Raw genomic sequence first — 16,901 nt, forward strand, 5'->3', positions numbered from 1 at the left:
GTCACCCCTCCAATCGCATTGCCGCCCAGCTGCGCTTCCCCTTGCGGAGGAAAATCACGCCGCCTGCCAGTGCATCGGCGTCGGTGACGACGCGGGTGTGATCGGTGACCACACCGTTGATCGAAAAGCCACCGGCTTCGAGTCCTCGTCGTGCCTCGCCCTTCGACGCGGCCAGTCCGCATCCCACCAGGGCGTCTGCCACCGGCACGCCTGCCGCGAGCGTCGCGTGCGTCACGGTCGTCCCGGGGACCGCACTGGCCACCATCGCCAGCGTCTCGGCATCGGCCGACGCAAGGTCGCCGCCGCCAAAGAGGATCGCGGCCGCCGCCGTCACCCGGGCGACACTCTCACTGCCATGGATCCTCGCCGTCACGTCGTCGGCGAGTCGGCGCTGCGCCACCCGTTTACCCGGCTCCGACAGCTGGTGCGCCGCTGAGCTCGGCGATCTCGTCGAGTGGCAGGAAGGTGAAGAACCGCAGCAATCGCTCGACGTCGGCGTCCTCGACCTGCAGCCAGAACTGATGGAAGGCGTACGGGGAGGTCTTTGCCGGGTCGAGCCAGACATTGCCCGCCTCGCTCTTCCCGAACTTGGCCCCGCTGGCGGTGGTCAGCAGCGGCAACGTCAACCCGTGCAGCTTCTGACCGTCGCGCCGTCCCCCCAGCTCGATCCCTGCCGTGATGTTGCCCCACTGGTCGCTGCCACCGAGTTGGAGCTCACACCCTTCGGTGCGCGCCAGGTGGGCGAAATCGTAGGCCTGCACCAGCATGTAAGTGAACTCGGTGAACGAGATCCCGCTCTCCATCCGGCTCTTCACGCTGTCCTTCTGCAGCATGTAGCTGACGGTGAAGTGCTTGCCGGCGTCGCGCAGGAACTCGAGCAGACCGAGGGGCCGAAGCCAGTCGGCGTTGTTGCGCATCCGAGCGTCGGTCGGGCCGTCGCCGAAGGCAAGGAACTGCGCCAGTTGCGTCCGAATCGCCGCGGCGTTGCTCGCCGTCTGCTCTTCACTGAGCATCGGCCGTTCGGCCCGCTTCCCGGAGGGGTCCCCGACCAGTCCCGTGCCGCCGCCGACCAGCACGACCGGGCGCCCGCCGAGCCGCTGCAGCCAGGCCAGGGCCATCACCGGGACCAGGTTGCCGACGTGCAGGGAGTCGGCGGTCGGATCGAAGCCGACGTAGCCGGCTATCGGACCCTGCGCGAGGCGATGGGCGAGGTCCGGCGTGGCGTCGTGCACCATGCCGCGGGCGGTGAGGGTCGTGAGGATGTCGGACATGGGCGCAAAATGGACCATTGCGTTGTGGGGGTCAAACCACGTCGTCCCGGAGATGCGGCCACCCTCCGACCCGGATACCTTCCACACCATGGCCAAATCTCCCGGACCCGTCCGCCGCTGGTGGCGACAGGCCTCGCTCAAGCGCCGCCTGCTGGCCATCGTCCTGGTCGGCGCCGTCTTCGGGATGGCCGCGCTGGTCGGTGCCTGGACCCGCGCCTGCGCCAACGACGCCTGCCCCGACATCAACACCCTCGAAGCGTACGACGCCGACCAGACCTCCAAGGTCTACGCCGCCGACGGCCGGCTGATCACGGAGCTCGGCACCCAGCGCCGCACGGTGGTCTCGCTCAAGCAGATGGCGCCGATCATTCCCGAGGCGTTCCTGGCCGTCGAGGACAAGCGCTTCTACCAGCACCACGGCATCGACTGGCTGCGCTTCTTCGGGGCCCTGAAGACCAACATCCTCCACGCCAAGGTGGCCGCGGGCTTCTCGACCATCACCATGCAGCTGGTCGGCAATCTCTGGCCGGAGGACGTCGATCGACGTCAGCGGCGCGGTGTGGCCGGCGTGGTGCGGAAGATCCGCGAGGCGAAGCTCGCCCTCGCGATCGAGTCGCGCTACTCGAAGGAGAAGATCCTCGAGCTGTACCTCAACCAGATCAATCTCGGGTCGCGCTCGGCCGGCGTGCAGGCCGCCTCGCAACGCTACTTCGGCAAGTCGGCGTCGGAGCTGAACGTGGCCGAGGCCGCCATGCTGGCCGCCTTGCCCAAGGCCCCGGATGGCTACAATCCGCGCAAGTATCCGAAGGCGGCGGTGGGGCGGCGCAATACCATCATCCAGCTGCTGCAGGACGAGGGGAAGCTCTCCGCCGAAGAGGCGGAGAGCTGGAAGTCGTATCCGCTCGCCCTTTCGGCGCGCCCCGACAATTCGATCTTTGCCGAGTACTTCGTCGACTACGTCCGGCAGCAGCTGCTCGCGAAGTTCGGTGAGGAGATCTACACGCGCGGATACGAGATCTACACGACGCTCGATCTGAACGCGCAGATGGCCGCCGAGCAGGCGCTCGAGACCCAGATGCAGCGGATCGAGGCCGAGCAGTTCGGCAAGTTCCCGCACAAGAGCTACCGCGAGTTCCATGACGCCCGTGCCGCCGACGCGCCGGAGCTCCGCAGCACGCCGTACCTGCAGGGCGGCGCGCTGGTGCTCGAGGCGCAGACCGGCAACATCCTGGCGATGGTCGGCGGCCGCGATTTCAATGACTCCAAGTTCAACCGGATGGTGCAGGCGGAACGGCAGCCAGGCTCGACCTTCAAGCCGATCGTCTACGCCGCGGCGCTCGAGGCCGGACTGACGCTCGAGGACAGCGAGCTCGATGCGCCGATCTCCGTGCCCATTCCGGACCAGCCGAACTGGGAGCCGAAGAACTACGACGGCAAGTTCAGCAACACCAACATGACGCTGCGCCAGGCGATCTGGCAGTCGACCAACAGCATCGCGGTGAAGGTCGGGCTGAAGGTCGGCGTGAATGCCATCTATGACGAGGCCCGCCGGTTCGGCATCACCGGCCGCGTGGCGCGCGTGCCGGCCATGGTGCTCGGCTCGGCCGACGTGCGCCCCATCGAGATGATCTCCGCGTACACCACCTTTGCCAATCTTGGCGACCGCGTCACGCCGATCGCGATCCTCCGCGTGGAGGACAAGCGCGGCAAGATTCTCTACCAGGAAAAGACCAAGCGGACCACCGTGCTCGACGAGGGCACGGCCTTCACCCTCGCCACCGCCCTGCGCGGTGTCGTGACCAACGGCACCGCGAACGCCTCGGTGTATCGCGCCGGATTCACGATCCCCTCGGGTGGCAAGACGGGCACCACGAACGACTATCGTGACGTCTGGTACATCGGCTTCACCAAGGATCTGGTGGCTGGTGTCTGGATGGGCTTCGACTCGCCGCAGTGGATCATGCCAGGTGCGCAGGGCGGCAAGCTCGCCGCGCCGGCGTGGACGCAGATGATGCTGGAGATCTATCAGCGCCGGAAGGCGCCGGGCGATTGGACTGCACCCGAGGTGCGCACGGTGACGATGGAGATCGACAAGACCAACGGACTCCGCGCCACGCCGTTCTGTCCGGACGACGTGCGCGAGGTGCGCACCTATCCGCAGGGCCAGGAACCGAAGGAGTTCTGTCCGCTTCATTCGCCATTCCGGCCGGGCGGCGGCGAGCACTGATGCTGCGGATTGCTGCACCGTGGCTGCTGCCGATCGACGGCCCTCCCGTGCCGGACGGCGCCGTGCTGGTGGACGAGGCGGGGAAGATCGTCGCCGTGGGCCCGGCAACAATGGTCCCTGTGCCGGAGCGCGCGCGGCAGCTGACGCTCTCCGACGCCGCGCTGATGCCGGGGCTGGTCAACACCCACACCCACCTTGAGCTCACCGGCTTTGCCGGGATGGTCGAGGAGGCGGACTTCTGGGAGTGGATCCTCCACGTCATCAAGATCAAGGCGGCCCGGCTGGAGGAGGAATTCTTCCTCCAGGCGCAAGCCGGAATCCGCGCGTCGTGGGCCGCGGGCGTCACCACGGTCTGTGACACCGGGTCGACGGGGCAGGTGATCGCCGCGCTGAAGGAGCTCGGCGCCAGCGGCATTGCGCACCACGAGGTCTTCGGCGCGCATCCCGACGAATGCGCCGGCGCGATGAAGGCCTTCTCCCGCGATCTTGATCGCCTGGCGCATCAGGCCACCGGCCGTGTCCACCTCGGCGTCTCACCGCACGCCCCCTACACCGTGAGCGGCCCGCTCTACCGCGCCTCCTGCGATCTGGCCCGTGCCCACGGCGTGCCGATCGCCGTGCATACCGCCGAGCCGCCGGGCGAGAGCAGTCTGCTCGGCGATTTCACCGGCATCTTTGCCGACGCCTTCGTGGCGCGTGGCGTGCCGCGCCCCACGCTCGAGGCGATCTCGCCGGTGGCGTGGATGGCGACCCATGGCGTCTGGTCCGACCGGACGCTGTGCATCCACGCCATCAACGTCGACGATGCCGACGCCGATATCCTCCAGCGCCATGGCAGCGCGGTGGCGACCTGCCCACGCTCGAACCGCCGCCACCATCACGCCGACCCGCCGCTTCGGCGCTACGCCGACCGCAAGCTGCGGATGGGGATCGGGACGGATTCGGAGGTGAGTGTGGCGCCGCTCGACCTGCTGGCCGAGGCGCGCGAGGCGGGCCGCCTGGCGGGGTGGACGGTGCGCGAGACGCTGCGCGCGGTGACGCTGGGCGGGGCGGACGCGATTGGTCTGGCGGCTGACACCGGTTCGCTCACGGTGGGGAAGTGGGCCGACGTGGTGGCGGTGCGGGTGCCTCCCGACGGAGACGTCGAGCACGCGGTGCTGCAGAGCGGACCGGCGGATGTCCTCGGCACCTGGCTCGGCGGCCGGGCCGTGCACGGGGTCGGCCGCGCCGCCCCTTGAACTCCATGCCGGAACCGGGTATCCGTACCTGTCGCCTTCAGCGGAGCCGGATCGGTGCGCTGTCTCGCCCTCAATGCCTCTTTTGAACCGCTCACGATGGTTCCCACCCGTCGGGCGCTTCGGCTTGTCATCGAGGGAAAGGCCGAGATCGTGGAGGCCGATGGCGACGAGCTGATACGAAGTGCGCGGCTCCAAATGCCGCGCCCGGCCATCATCCGCCTCGTCCGCTTCGTGCACGTCCCCCGCCGTTTCCGTCGCCAAGTCACCAACACCTTCCTCTTCGCCCGCGACCACTACACGTGCCAGTACTGCGCGCGCACGCAGCATCAGCTGCGCACCCGCGAGTGCCTGACGCGTGACCATGTGGTGCCGCAGTCGCGCGGCGGGACGAATGCCTGGGACAACGTGGTGACGGCCTGCAGCAGCTGCAACACCAAGAAGGGGAGCCATCTGCCGGCCGAGATCGGGATGGTGCCGCTCCACCCGCCGACCGAACCGCATTTCGTCCATCTCTCGTGGGCGATCCGTCGGCTCACCAGCAAGCAGATGAAGTACATCCGGCTCTTCTACGGTGATCAGGCGCTCGCCGCGATCCTGCCGCGTCCCTGATCGGTGAGCCGTGCGCGGGCTACCGCCCGCCGATCTGGAATCGCTGCGTCTCCGCCACCACTGACTCCTTCGGCAGCGCCCAGCGCAACAGGGTGGAGGCGATGCCGCCGCCGCCCCCCCCGCCCGAACTTCCCTGCAGGTAGTGCTGGAAATCGTTGAACTCGTTCGCGCTGAGCGTCGAGATGCCGAGCTTGATCGAGTACCAGAATGTCCCCGTGCGGGTCGGCCCGACGCCGGAGATCGGCACCGGGAGCTCGACCCGCATCCGCAAGTCATCGAGCGAGGCGAAGCGCTCGATGCGCGGCTCCTGGCCGGGCACGACGGTGGTCAGCGTGTAGACGTCGAGGACCGCCTGCCGTGAGATGACGAAGGCCCACTTCCTGGTGATCAGGTTCTCGGCGAACCACCCCTTTTGCGCCCGCCAGAGATCGAGCTGGAAGTTGAGTCGGATCGGGTAGGACGCAGCGATCGCCTCCTTCCACTGTTCGTCGTCGAAGAGGTTGAAGACGCGGACGCGGGGCTTGTTGGTCGACGCTTCGAGCGTGGCCTCCACGCGCACGCTCTGCGCCGGTGCCGCCGAAGCGGCACCGAGCAACAGCACGGCGAGCAGGAGGATCCGACGCACGGACACGCTCAGAAGCGGCGCGAGAATCGGATGCCGAAGCGAATCGGCTCGTTGTCCGGGAGCGCCCTGGCCAGGTAGAGCCCGAAGCTTCCGGCATCCATGCCGATCCCGACATCGGATCGCCACTCCGCGATCGACTGAATCCGCCCGCTCGGGACCCGGCCCGCCCCCGGGCCGGCCAACCAGGCCGATCCCGCGTCGCCGAAGATCACGAGGTCGGGGCGCTGGAGGCCGATGGTGGTGTTGCCGAGTCGAGTGCTGAGATCGATGTCGAGGGTGCGGCGGTACTCAACCTGAACGGCCAGTTGGCGGTCGCAGAGTGCCGGGAGCGCCGGGTCGGGGCGTCGGCGTCGGTCGCAGTTCACCGCCCGAAAGCCGTAGCCGGCGAGTGGGTCGGCGCCGTTCATGGCGCGCCGCCGTTGAATGGTGAGGCGGTTGCCGGCGAGCCAGCCGCCGCCGGTCAGCCGCATGTGCACGCTCTGCGTCGGCCCCAGGCGCTGGTATCGACGGACGTCCAGGTCCATCTCGAGGGCGTCGTAATTCGACGTCGGCATCGCGGTCCGGATCTCGACCGGGAGGGACACCGGCGTGAGCTCGCCACTGGTGACATAGCGGAGGTCGCTGCGGACGTACCACCCCGAGGTCGGGCGACGGCGATCGTCACGGGTGTCGTACGTCACGCCCCCGGCGAAGGTGCGGTACCTGCCATCGTCGATCAGCGGATTCGGTCGCCACTCCTCACCGCTGCGCAATATCGAGAACGCATCGACGGCCGACACACTCCGCTCGCGGCTGACATCAATGGAGGCGCTGGCGAGCACGGTCGGGCGCAGCTGCATCTCGGCGAAGACACCGATCGACCGCTGCGCATACCAGTCGCGGAAGTCGCGACGGAGGAAGAAGGCACCGAGCCCCGTCTCCAGCGTCTGGTATGGTCGGTCGGCGACCGGCGCGACCACGGCGCCACCGCGGAGTCCGAAGGTGAGTGGGTGGGCGCCGGCGCGCTTCACCGCCAGCGAACCGCGCCATCCCAGAGTGCTGCGGCTGTCGGTCGGATCCGAGGCGGTGCGAAGAATGCCGGTGAGGTCGAACTTCAGCTGCGTCAGATCATCGCGGTCCCAAATGACCGAGGGGCCGAATTCCACGGGGAATCCCTCGACGCGGTTATAGCTGCCGGGGTTCGCGCGGAGGGTCGTCTGGAAGTTGCGCCACGTAAAGGTGGTCGAGGCCGAGGTGTAGTCGCTCAGTGCGCGGCGACCGGCCTGACGCATCAATCGACCGTCGACGGTGAGCGTCAGCCGAGCGGTGGTCGGATACTCCAGCTGGGCCCCGCCCACCGAACCTCCGGCATCGACAAGGAGCCGGCCACCGAGCACGGTGACGCTGCCCGTGACGACACCGCTCGCCGTGATGCGCATGTCGCCATTCACGACCAGCACGTCACCCTCGACCCGGCCATCGATCCGGAACTGCCCGCGATAGAGCGCTTGCGGGCCACGCCAGACATTGCCGGCCGGCAGCTCGACCGTGCCGCTGATGCGCGTGGTCCCGGCCGCGTTGTACCACGCCACGGCGCGGTCCAGCACCGAATCAGGGATCTCGCGCACCTTGGCATCGCTGGCGGCGGGTCGGGAGAAGTCGATGCCGACCGGGTCCTGCGCGGCGAGGGGAGCGGCGAGCAGCAGCGCGCCCAGAGTCACCAGACGAGTGGGGGTCATCCGTCGTTCCCTCCGCGGATGCCCAGTCGGCGCATCCGGCGATACAGGTTGCCTCGGTCCGTCTTCAGCAGGCGGGCAGCTTCGGCGATGTTGCCGGTGCCACTCGTGAGCGCTGCGCTGATCAGGTCGCGTTCGAAATCGTCAAGTCGATCGGTGAGCCCGCGTCCGTCGTCCACCAGGCGCATCGCCGGTTCGCCGGGTGCAGGACTCGCGATCGGGGCGGTGACCCGGAGCGCGCGCGGCACCATCTCCGCGGTCACTTCGTCGCCACCGATGATCGTCAACCGCTCGACAATGTTCGCCAGTTCGCGGATGTTGCCGGGCCAGGCGTGGGCACCGAGCGCCGCGATCACCTCGGGCGAGAATCGCGGCGGGCGGCGCGGGCGGAGGCGGGCGGCGAGATGCTCCACGAGAGCGGCGAGGTCGCCGAGGCGTTCGCGCAGCGGGGGGAGCTCGATCGGGAAGACGTTCAGCCGAAAGTAGAGGTCCTCCCGGAACGTTCCGGCAGCCACCGACTCCTCCAGGTGACGATTGGTCGCGGCCACGACCCGGATGTCGACCTTCAACGTCTTCTCGCCGCCGATGCGCTGGATCTCGCCGCTCTCGAGGACGCGCAGGAGCTTGGCCTGCGCCTCGAGCTGGAGGTCGCCGACCTCGTCGAGGAAGAGCGTCCCGCCATCGGCCAGCTCGAAGCGGCCAATGCGCCGGTCGGTCGCGCCGGTGAAGGCGCCGCGCTCGTGCCCGAACATCTCGCTCTCGACCAGGTCGCGCGGGATCGCAGCACAGTTGACCGAGATGAACGGTCCGCGCGCGCGGGGCGAATGGCGATGAATGGCGTTGGCCACCAACTCCTTGCCGGTCCCCGATTCCCCGAGCACGAGCACGCGCGCCTCGGTGGGTGCGACCTGCATGATCAACTCGCGCACGTGCGCGATCTCGGGGGAGTCGCCCACCAGCGTCGGTTGCGGACCGAGCGCCGCACGCAGCGCGCGATTCTCGGCCTGCGTCCGCATCAGCGCCTCGGCGGAACGCACCGCGACCAGCAGCGACTCCGGGGCCAGCGGCTTCTCGAGGAACTGGAAGGCGCCCATCTGCACGGCGCGCACCGCGTCGGCGAGCTGCGCCTTGCCGCTCATCATGATCACCGGAATGTCGGCGTCGGTGGTGCGGATCTGCTCGAGGGTCGCCAGCCCATCGGGCCCCGGCGGCATCATGAGGTCGAGCAGGATCAGGTCCGGCTTCACCTCGGGCAACGCCAGCAGTCCGGCGTTCCCGTTGGGGGCGTCGGCGACCTCGAAGCCTTCGGACTTGAGCAGGGCACCAACCATCCGGCGGATGTTGGTCTCGTCATCGATGATCAGGACGCGTGTCGTCATGAGGCAAACCGGATGAGGAAGGTGGCGCCGCCGCCCGGCGTGTTGGCCACCGTGATGGTGCCGTGATGCTGTTCGATCGTCTGCCGCACGATGGCCAGGCCGAGACCGGTGCCATCACCCTTGTCGGTGTAGTAGGGCTGGAAGATCAGTTCGCGCTTCTCTTCCGGGACCCCCGGTCCGGTGTCGCGCAGCAACACCTCGAGCGCCCCATCGGCGGCACGTCGCAGGGAGACGGTGACCTTCCCGTGGCCACCACACGCCTCGACGGCGTTGCGCAACAGGTTGGCAAACGCCCGCCGCAACGGATCGTAGTAGCCCTCGATCGGGCGCAATTCGCCGGTGACATCGAGTTGCCGGTCCATCGCGATCGGCAGCGTGCTGCGCATCAGGTCGTCGAGCAACTCGTGGAGGTCCACCGGCGCCGAGACACCTTCCGGCAGTCGGCCGAGTTCGGCGAATTCTCTGGCCATTGCCTCGAGGCGCGCCGATTCGGCCGCGATCACCTCGAGTGACTCGTGCATTTCGGGCGGTGCGGTCCGACGCATCTGCGCGACGGCGAGGCGGATCGGCGTGAGCGGGTTCTTCATCTCATGCGCGACGCGACGCGCGACCTCGCCGAAGGCGCGCAGTCGCTCCGCCTCGAGTTCGGCGACGCGCGCCTGGTCCAGCCCTTGAGCCAGGTCGCGGAGCGCGCCGCGGAGCACGGCGAACTCGGGGATGCCGCTGTCGCTGCGATCGGCCGGCAGGGGCTGTCGGCGACGAATACGGCCGGTCCAGTCGACGATCTCGTCGAGCGGGCCGGCCAGCTGGCGGGAGAGGGTCCGCACGAAGCCGGCGGCCAGGGCGAGCAGGCCCAGTGCGCCCAGGATGAGTGCCCCGCGCAGCCAGGTCGGAAAGAGTCGACCGAGGCCTCCCATCTGCCGAGTCTTGGTGACGAGGGAATCGACGACCAGAAGGTGACTCTCGACGGCGGCGCGCGTCTCCGAAGGGACGCCGACGCCGCGCATGTTGTCGAAGGCCGTGTACATCGCCCGGGCAGAACGCCCGACCGACTCGACCGCCTCGCCGCCCACGGTGTTGGAGACCGCCTCCAACGCGACGACGACCCCGACGGTCATGACCGCGACGGGGAGAGCGCTCACCACCAACAGGGCGATGAAGAGGCGGGCACGGAAGGAGAGGCGGGACACGGTGTGTCATAATGTACACGGACGGCGAACGGCGAACAGCGAACGGCGAACGGCCGTGGGTGAAGGGCAAACGGGTCACGGAGCACCTTGGCACCGCTCCTGCACTCGCTGGGCGGGTTGGCTGGGCGCTCCTCGCCCCGCCGTTCCTCCTTCCCGCACCGGGATGACCATGACCCTGTCCCTCCGATGGATGCGCCGCGCCGGCCTTGGATCGGCCCTGACGGCCGTCTTTGCCCTATCCGCGCCGCTTCCCGCCGCCGCCCAATCGCTGACGGCGGGATCGTTGCGAGCCACCGTCCTCGACCCCCAGGGCGCCCCGATCCGCGAGACGTTGGTGACGCTGGAGCGGCTGGGTGTCGCGTTCCGCACCGCCGAGGCGAATCGTGCGGGGGGCGTCAGCTTCGAGGCCCTTCCTCCCGGGCAGTACACCCTCCTGGTCGAACAGCTCGGTTACCAGCCGGTGCGCCTTCGTGGCTTCTCGATCTTCGCCGGCAACGCCTCCGAGGTGACGGTCCGACTGGTCCGCCGTCCGCCGCCCATTGCCTCGGTCGATGAGCAAGTGGCCCAGGTGACCTTCCGCGGGGCGGCTCCCGGTCGGGTATTCGCTGGCGACCAGCTCACGCGCCTCGACCGTGAACGCTCGATCGTCGACCTCCGACGCGACCTCAGCCAGCTGCCGACCCGGCTCTTCGTCGACGGCCTCGAAGAGACGTTGCTCCGCCACCCTGGCCGCCCGAGTGAGCTGGCCTCTGCCCCGATCTTCACACGCGATGGCATCAGCAGCGTCACGATGGCAATGCTCGGCCGCGACGGCGAATGGCGTGGTGCGCCCGGGCCGTTCCTCTCGGCGCAGAGCATGCGCGGCGGCCGCCGTGTGCAGGTGACGCCATGGGCGACCTTCTCGGGGGCATCGCTTGGCGGCCGCGCGGTAGACAATCCCGCCGATTCGGCGGGCTCGTCACTTCAGGCCGGCGTCGCACTCGGTGGACCGATCAAGGGCGACACCTCGTCCTGGTTCCTCCGGGTCGACTATCAGCAGCTGCGCACGCCAAGCGCTGCGCCCTTCGAGAATGCCGATGCCACCTCCGCCTTCACCAGCGTTGCCGGGACTCGAGCGGGGGAGATCGCCCGCTGGCTCTCGCCGACCGTGCGGAGCTGGCAGGGCCTCACCGGACAGGGCCGCGTGGATTGGCAATTTGGCTCCAACACCGCACTGATGGTCCGCGCCGGAATGGCCTCGTGGAGCGAGGACAACCCGACCGCCGGGATCGAGATGACCAATGGTGCCGGCGATCGACTCGATGCGAGCGATCTCTCCCTCGCGGCCTCGCTGACGACGCAGCGCGATGGGTGGTTGAGTGAGACTCGCCTCGGCATGCGCAGCAGCAGTCGCGAGTGGACCGGGACGGGCGCCGCCCTGAGCACGCTACTCGCGAGCGGGAGCAGTGTCGGGACCCCGTTCGCCGGCGGCGGCGTCTTCGATGAAAGCGCGTTCGAGGTGGTGCAATCGGCGAGCTATCGCACTGGCCGCCACACCCTCAAGGCCGGCCTCTCCGCGCAACGTCGCACGGTGACCTACAGCTGGATCCCTGGCGCCTCCGGCCGCTACGCCTTCGGGACCGTCGACGCCGTCGGTGGCGGAACCGGGACGTACCAGCAGATGGTTGGGGGCTCGCCGGCGCCGGATATTGCTTCAACCGAGGCCGGCATCTTCCTGCAGGACGCCTACCAACTCTCGCCGGCCCTCGAGCTGTTCGGCGGGCTCCGGCTCGAGACGCAACGCCTCCCCACCGATCTCTATCAGGCCAATGTGGCGTGGGGGCTCGCCAGCGGGTTCACCACCGCGACGCCCCTCATGGAATCGGGTGGCGATCGCTTTGCGCCGCGCGTGGGCTTCACCTACAACGCGGCGGGGGAGGGACGCACGGTGCTGCGCGGCACCATCGGCCGCCTCGCGGGCCGCTACGACCTCGCCGCGGTGTCCGAGGTGGCGCAATTCAACGGCGACATCGCGGTGCACCGCGCCGAGGGGACGCTCGCGTTTCCGACGCCGGGGACGCTGAGTGGCGCGACGGTGGTCGGTCCGTCGCTCACCTTCTTCGGCCCCGAGGTCCGGAAGCCGCGCGCGTTCGAAGGCGAGCTCTCGTGGCAGCAGCAACTGGCGTCGGGCACCACGCTGACGATCACCGGGGGCTACCGGCACGCCGACTTCCTGCTTCGGCGCGACGACCTGAATCGTCCCGTGGCGCCACTCGCCACCGCAGTCGATGGCCGGGAGATCTGGGGCACGCTGGTCCAGTATGGCGAGCTGATCGCTCCCGCGATCGGGAGCAATCGACGCTTCAGCGGATTCGATGCCGCGTACGGGCTCACGTCGACGGGCTACAGCGACAGCTATGACGCCACCGTCCGCCTGGAACGTCCGATCGGTGCAGGAGCGACCTTCGCCGCGAGTTACACCTTCTCGCGCACGGAAGACAATCTCGTGGGCCAGTTGAGTGGCGATCCGGCAGATCGGCTCTCGCCGCTCTCGGCGGCCTCGACGTGGGATGTGGGTCGCTCCGACCTCGACATTCCGCATCGGCTCGCGGCCACCGTGACCCTGCGCCCAGGGGTCGATGGCCCACTCTCGCTGGCCGCGCGCGCGCGCTACCGTTCGGGGCTGCCGTTCACGCCGGGGTACCGACAGGGCGTGGACATCAACGGCGACGGCTCCGGCGGCAACGACCCGGTGGCGCTCACCGGCGCGCCGGCGGGACTGGCCGCCGTCCTTGCCAATGCCCATTGCAGCACGGGAGGGAGCGGGGTCGCCGAGCGCAACAGCTGCCGCGAGGATGCCGTGGCGTCGCTGGACCTCTCGCTGGCGCTCCGACTCGGCGCCGGCGGTCGGCGGATTGCCCTGACCCTCGATGCGTTCAACGTCGTCGGCTCGGCCACCGGAGTGGTGGATCGCGCGGCGCTGCTCGTCGATCCGACCGGCACGATCACCACCTCCGCTGCCGGACGCACGGTGGTGCCCATGGTCGTCAACGACAACTTCGGCACGCTGTTGAGTCGGCGGGGTGAACCCCGCACGCTTCGCATCGGCCTGCGCGTGGAGAACTGAGCATGCGGACGATGACGATGCTTCGACGCGCGACCTTCGCGCTCCTGCTCGCCGGCTGCGGCAACGCCGGCGAGTCCCTGACCTTCCCGACGCTTCCGGAGGGTGGCATTGCGGTCTCCTTCTATCTGGACCGCGATGCGACCGGGACCTACTCCACCAATGACACCACCATGGCCGGCGTGCGCGTGGCGCTCCTCGCGGCCAATGGCGTCGACACCATCCAGACCGTGTTGAGCAGCGCCACCGGCGTCGCGATCTTCGGCCCGGTCCCGATCGGTCGCTACCGCGTGGTGGTCGACCGCGCGGCGCTCGGCGATTCGATTGGCGTCGTCGTCGGCGACACGGGGACGATCACGATCCTCGCGCGGGCCGACTCCAACACCGCCAATCGCCTCGTCCGTCTCGGCTATAAGGAGGTCTCTGTCACGGGCGTCAAGGCGCTGCCGGCCGGGCGCCGCGTCATCGTGCGGGGCATCGTCGTCTCGCCGATGCAGGCCTTTTCGGATTCCTCGATGTTCCTCCAGGACGCGACCGGCGCCCTGCGGGTCACGTCGGCCCGGCATTGGCCGGGACGAAACGGGAACAACATCGGCGACTCGGTCGCGGTGCTCGGAACGACGGGGGCCTCGCTGGGTCGGCCGGTCCTGCTCGCGGGGCGGGTCAGTTCGTTGGGGCTTGGGTCCGCGCCGGCGCCGCAGTTGGTCACCGTGGCGGAAGTCCGGACGGCGAAAGGCGGGACGCTCGACGCCGCCCTGGTCCAGGTCACCAACGCAAAGGTGGTGGACACCGCCAAGGTTGCGCTCGACCTGCGCGTGACCTTCAGCGAGGCGGCGGACGACGCCGATCGCGCGACGGCGCTGTTCGATCAACTGCTCCAGGCACCGGCCACGATCTTCACCGCGGGCCGCACCATCACCGTGCGCGGCGTACTGGTGCCTCGCGGCGACGGGACCTGGTCGGTCAAGCCGAGGAATGCGACGGACTTGACGCTGGGGCCCTGAGCGAGGCGCGGGGGCATCCGGGCGGCGATTCGTGATCTACCGCCCGGTGGCCTCTCGCGTCTCGCGTGTCGCGCGTCGCGCCCACGCCGCCACCACCACCCCAACGCCAATCCACGACGCCAATAGCGCCAGCTCCCACGCGCGGATCGGCAGGCCGCTCACCAGGGACGCGCCCGCATAGCCCCCGAGCGCCGCAGCCGCCCACCAAGTCGCCTCGCGTCGCCCCAGCATGCCAAGGCACCATCCCGGCGGGAGCCCCCAGAGGGCCAGCCAGAGAACCGTCCACCGATAGTCCAGTGGTGGTCCGATCGGTGCGGCAAATGGATGGACAAACGCCCAACCGAGGCCGACCGACAGCGGAATGGTGCGCGTGGTCCGCGCATCGCTTCCCACCGGGCCGCTCATCAGCAGGATGCGGTCCGGCAACCAGTGCCACGCCAGCTGCCAAGGCACGTTCGTCGGGACTGCCATCGCGTCGTCGAATCGCCAGACCGGGGTGCGCACGCGCCACCGGGACGCACGCGCGCGGACGCTTACCAGCAACTCCTCGCCACGTTGCGTCACCGAGGCCTGTGCGTGGCGCGTGGCGTCGACGATCCGGAGTAGCGAGACGGGACGACGCGGCGTGGTCGCATCGTTCCGGGTGAGGGCGATCCTGAGCACGAGCGAGTCGCTCAGGTCGGGGGTGGAGGGGAGCGGCTCATTCGGGACGTCGATTCCGTTCAGCGTGACCCGTTGCAGGGTGCCGGGAAACGGGTCGTGTCCACGCCAGTGGTGCAGCGGCTGTCCCACCCACGGCGTGTCTGGCAATCCGTCGGGGTGGAGTCCCCAGCCCGTGACGAGCCACGTCAACGTCCCCAGCAGGATGAAGAGGGCCGCGCCGCGTCGCGCGTCGGCGACGGTGGGGCGCACCGATCGCGCCAGGCGTGGCCACGCCCACCAGCCGATTGCTCCGCCGAGGCTGTTGGCCAGCACGTCGCTGAGCGACGCATCGCGGCCGGCCAGCAGCACGGCTTGCGTCGCTTCGATGCCGAGGGTGAGGAGACACATCGCGAGGACGGCACGGCGCCCACTCCATCCCAGCCATCGCAGGCCCACGCCAAGTGGGGCAAAGAGCAGGAGATTGAGCAGGACGTCGGTGGTGCCGGCGTCGCCACAGACGAGACAGCTCCACGTGGTCTCTGCCACGCGGTCGAGTTGCGCGGGATTGGAACCGAGCGTGGTCAAGGCGATCACCGCGAGCGAGATGAGCGCCAGAACCCCGGCGCTGGCGCGACCGGCATGCCTCACGCGATGTCCCCAAGGCCACTGGACGCGATCGCGATGCGCGGCGGTGTCGTCACACGGATGGCCGCGGAGCGAGCGGGAGGAAGGACGCCAGTCGGCGCAACTGCCCCCCCAGTCCGATTGGACCGCGCCGTGCCGCCTCGCCGAGATAGTGGCGTGCGGCCGCCAGGTCGCGCACGTAAAACAGTTCCAATCCGTACTCAAGATAGAGCGTGTGTTCCTTTCGGCTGAGCTGTTCCGCCGTCAGGCTCAGTCGCTCGGCCGTGCGCCGCGCGTTGGTCAATTCGGCCGCGGCGAAGCGCCGTGTCTGCGCCGTGAGTGACGCCGGCGTGGGCCGGTAGTCGACCAGGACCTCGTCGACGCGCGCGAAGCCCCAGCCGGCATGCGCGAGCCGCAGCCAGAGGTTGTAATCCTCGACGCCGATCAGGTCCCTCGCCTCGTCGAAGCCGCCCATCCCATCCCACGCCGAGCGCCGGAGAAGCACGGTCGAGGTCGGAATCCAGTTCCGTGCCCAGAGGACGTCGAAGTCGATCCGGGCCGGCGGGGTTCGCGGCACCGTTCCCCCGACCTGGTGCGCCGCGAAGACCACGGCGACGGCCGGGTCGGCCAGGCGCTCGGCCTGCCTCGCGAGGCGCGTCGGCCGCGCGATGTCGTCGGCGTCGAGCAGCGCGACCCACTCGGTCGTCGCGGCCCGAATGCCGGTGTTGCGCGCGGCGGCCGGCCCGCCGTTCGCCTGGCGAATCACCCGGGCGCCAGCCTGCTCGGCGACCGCCGCCGTGTCGTCCGTCGAGCCGTCGTCGACGACAATGACCTCTACCGGCGGCGCCGTCTGGCCCAGGAGCGACCTCACGGCCTCCGCGACAAATGCCGCCGCGTGGTACGCCGGCATCACCGCCGTTATCGCAGGTCCCGACACGCTGCCTCCACGCCGTTGGCCAGCCCCGTGGTGCGGCGATCCTGCTCGGGGCGGGATTTCAATGTCAAATATTTAAACATTAATCGTCTGAATATTGGTCATGCCGTCATCGATTGAATTGGCTAAGTCGTTGTAAATCATCCAATTGCCGTACAACAACCGGGCCAGAAATTGTGGTCCACCTATTGCTAGGTATTTCAACAGCACATTCGATGTGCCGATACTGCTTGCCGACGCTGCTCAGAGCACACCCGGGGAAATCCGGGGTCGCAGAGCCAGGGAGCTACCGCACCACGATCCGTCGGTGCCATGCCCGCCCAGCCGCCAGCGAGACCGC

11 protein-coding genes, 1 pseudogene and 1 riboswitch are annotated in these 16,901 nt (G+C 69.0%); of the genes and pseudogenes, 5 read left to right on the plus strand and 7 right to left on the minus strand.

The features are described 5' to 3' along the window. Position 1: 1 nt before the first annotated feature. Positions 2-1,271: pseudogene (locus IPG05_02180) on the minus strand (tyrosine--tRNA ligase). Between the two features lie 88 nt (positions 1,272-1,359). Between IPG05_02180 and IPG05_02185 the strand changes: the two are divergent. From IPG05_02185 to IPG05_02195, 3 genes are all read left to right on the plus strand, one after another. Then, a complete protein-coding gene (locus tag IPG05_02185; GenBank protein ID MBK6493908.1) occupies positions 1,360-3,498 on the plus strand; it encodes a PBP1A family penicillin-binding protein in 2,139 nt (712 codons plus the stop codon). Next, positions 3,498-4,736 carry an amidohydrolase family protein gene (locus IPG05_02190; GenBank protein ID MBK6493909.1) on the plus strand — a complete coding sequence of 413 codons (1,239 nt, stop codon included), beginning with the start codon at positions 3,498-3,500 and terminating at the stop codon, positions 4,734-4,736. Before IPG05_02185 ends, IPG05_02190 begins: the two co-directional genes overlap by 1 nt. A 96-nt stretch (positions 4,737-4,832) precedes the next feature. Then, on the plus strand, positions 4,833-5,345 hold the full coding sequence (locus tag IPG05_02195) for an HNH endonuclease (protein ID MBK6493910.1): 513 nt from the start codon (positions 4,833-4,835) through the stop codon (positions 5,343-5,345). Positions 5,346-5,364: 19 nt separating this feature from the next. Here the strand turns inward: IPG05_02195 and IPG05_02200 are convergent, their stop codons facing one another. From IPG05_02200 to IPG05_02215, 4 genes are read right to left on the minus strand one after another with little or no spacing between them, the layout of a single operon-like run. Further along, positions 5,365-5,970 (minus strand): hypothetical protein, encoded by a 606-nt coding sequence (locus tag IPG05_02200; GenBank protein ID MBK6493911.1) that lies wholly within the window; start codon positions 5,968-5,970, stop codon positions 5,365-5,367. Positions 5,971-5,978: 8 nt separating this feature from the next. Then, complete coding sequence (locus IPG05_02205) at positions 5,979-7,688, minus strand: BamA/TamA family outer membrane protein (GenBank protein ID MBK6493912.1); 1,710 nt, start codon at positions 7,686-7,688, stop codon at positions 5,979-5,981. After that, positions 7,685-9,064 (minus strand): sigma-54-dependent Fis family transcriptional regulator, encoded by a 1,380-nt coding sequence (locus IPG05_02210; GenBank protein MBK6493913.1) that lies wholly within the window; start codon positions 9,062-9,064, stop codon positions 7,685-7,687. Before IPG05_02210 ends, IPG05_02205 begins: the two co-directional genes overlap by 4 nt. Further along, entirely contained in the window at positions 9,061-10,254 is a 1,194-nt protein-coding gene (locus tag IPG05_02215; GenBank protein MBK6493914.1) for a HAMP domain-containing histidine kinase, read from the minus strand. The genes IPG05_02210 and IPG05_02215 overlap by 4 nt, the downstream gene beginning before the upstream one ends. A gap of 169 nt (positions 10,255-10,423) precedes the next feature. On the opposite strand from IPG05_02215, the gene IPG05_02220 reads away from it, so the two are divergent. Together IPG05_02220 and IPG05_02225 are read left to right on the plus strand one after the other, a co-directional pair. Then, positions 10,424-13,360, plus strand: a complete 2,937-nt coding sequence (locus IPG05_02220; protein MBK6493915.1) for a TonB-dependent receptor — start codon at positions 10,424-10,426, stop codon at positions 13,358-13,360. An 11-nt stretch (positions 13,361-13,371) separates the two neighbouring features. Next, positions 13,372-14,361 carry a hypothetical protein gene (locus tag IPG05_02225; GenBank protein MBK6493916.1) on the plus strand — a complete coding sequence of 330 codons (990 nt, stop codon included), beginning with the start codon at positions 13,372-13,374 and terminating at the stop codon, positions 14,359-14,361. A 36-nt stretch (positions 14,362-14,397) separates the two neighbouring features. On the opposite strand, the gene IPG05_02230 is transcribed toward IPG05_02225, so the two are convergent. Both IPG05_02230 and IPG05_02235 read right to left on the minus strand, forming a co-directional pair. Continuing rightward, a complete protein-coding gene (locus tag IPG05_02230; protein ID MBK6493917.1) occupies positions 14,398-15,651 on the minus strand; it encodes a VanZ family protein in 1,254 nt (417 codons plus the stop codon). A 49-nt stretch (positions 15,652-15,700) separates the two neighbouring features. Further along, positions 15,701-16,564 (minus strand): glycosyltransferase family 2 protein, encoded by an 864-nt coding sequence (locus IPG05_02235; protein MBK6493918.1) that lies wholly within the window; start codon positions 16,562-16,564, stop codon positions 15,701-15,703. A gap of 234 nt (positions 16,565-16,798) precedes the next feature. Beyond that, positions 16,799-16,893: riboswitch (cyclic di-GMP riboswitch) on the plus strand. Positions 16,894-16,901 lie beyond the last annotated feature (8 nt).

The organism is Gemmatimonadota bacterium (genome assembly GCA_016704275.1).
Taxonomy (GTDB): domain Bacteria; phylum Gemmatimonadota; class Gemmatimonadetes; order Gemmatimonadales; family GWC2-71-9; genus Palsa-1233.

Bases quoted from the DNA above. Each gene is read 5' to 3' on its own strand.
- IPG05_02185 (MBK6493908.1), top strand. From the start codon at position 1,360: ATGGCCAAATCTCCCGGACCCGTCCGCCGCTGGTGGCGACAGGCCTCG.
- IPG05_02190 (MBK6493909.1), top strand. From the start codon at position 3,498: ATGCTGCGGATTGCTGCACCGTGGCTGCTGCCGATCGACGGCCCTCCC.
- IPG05_02195 (MBK6493910.1), top strand. From the start codon at position 4,833: ATGGTTCCCACCCGTCGGGCGCTTCGGCTTGTCATCGAGGGAAAGGCC.
- IPG05_02205 (MBK6493912.1), bottom strand. From the start codon at position 7,688: ATGACCCCCACTCGTCTGGTGACTCTGGGCGCGCTGCTGCTCGCCGCT.
- IPG05_02210 (MBK6493913.1), bottom strand. From the start codon at position 9,064: ATGACGACACGCGTCCTGATCATCGATGACGAGACCAACATCCGCCGG.
- IPG05_02220 (MBK6493915.1), top strand. From the start codon at position 10,424: ATGACCCTGTCCCTCCGATGGATGCGCCGCGCCGGCCTTGGATCGGCC.
- IPG05_02225 (MBK6493916.1), top strand. From the start codon at position 13,372: ATGACGATGCTTCGACGCGCGACCTTCGCGCTCCTGCTCGCCGGCTGC.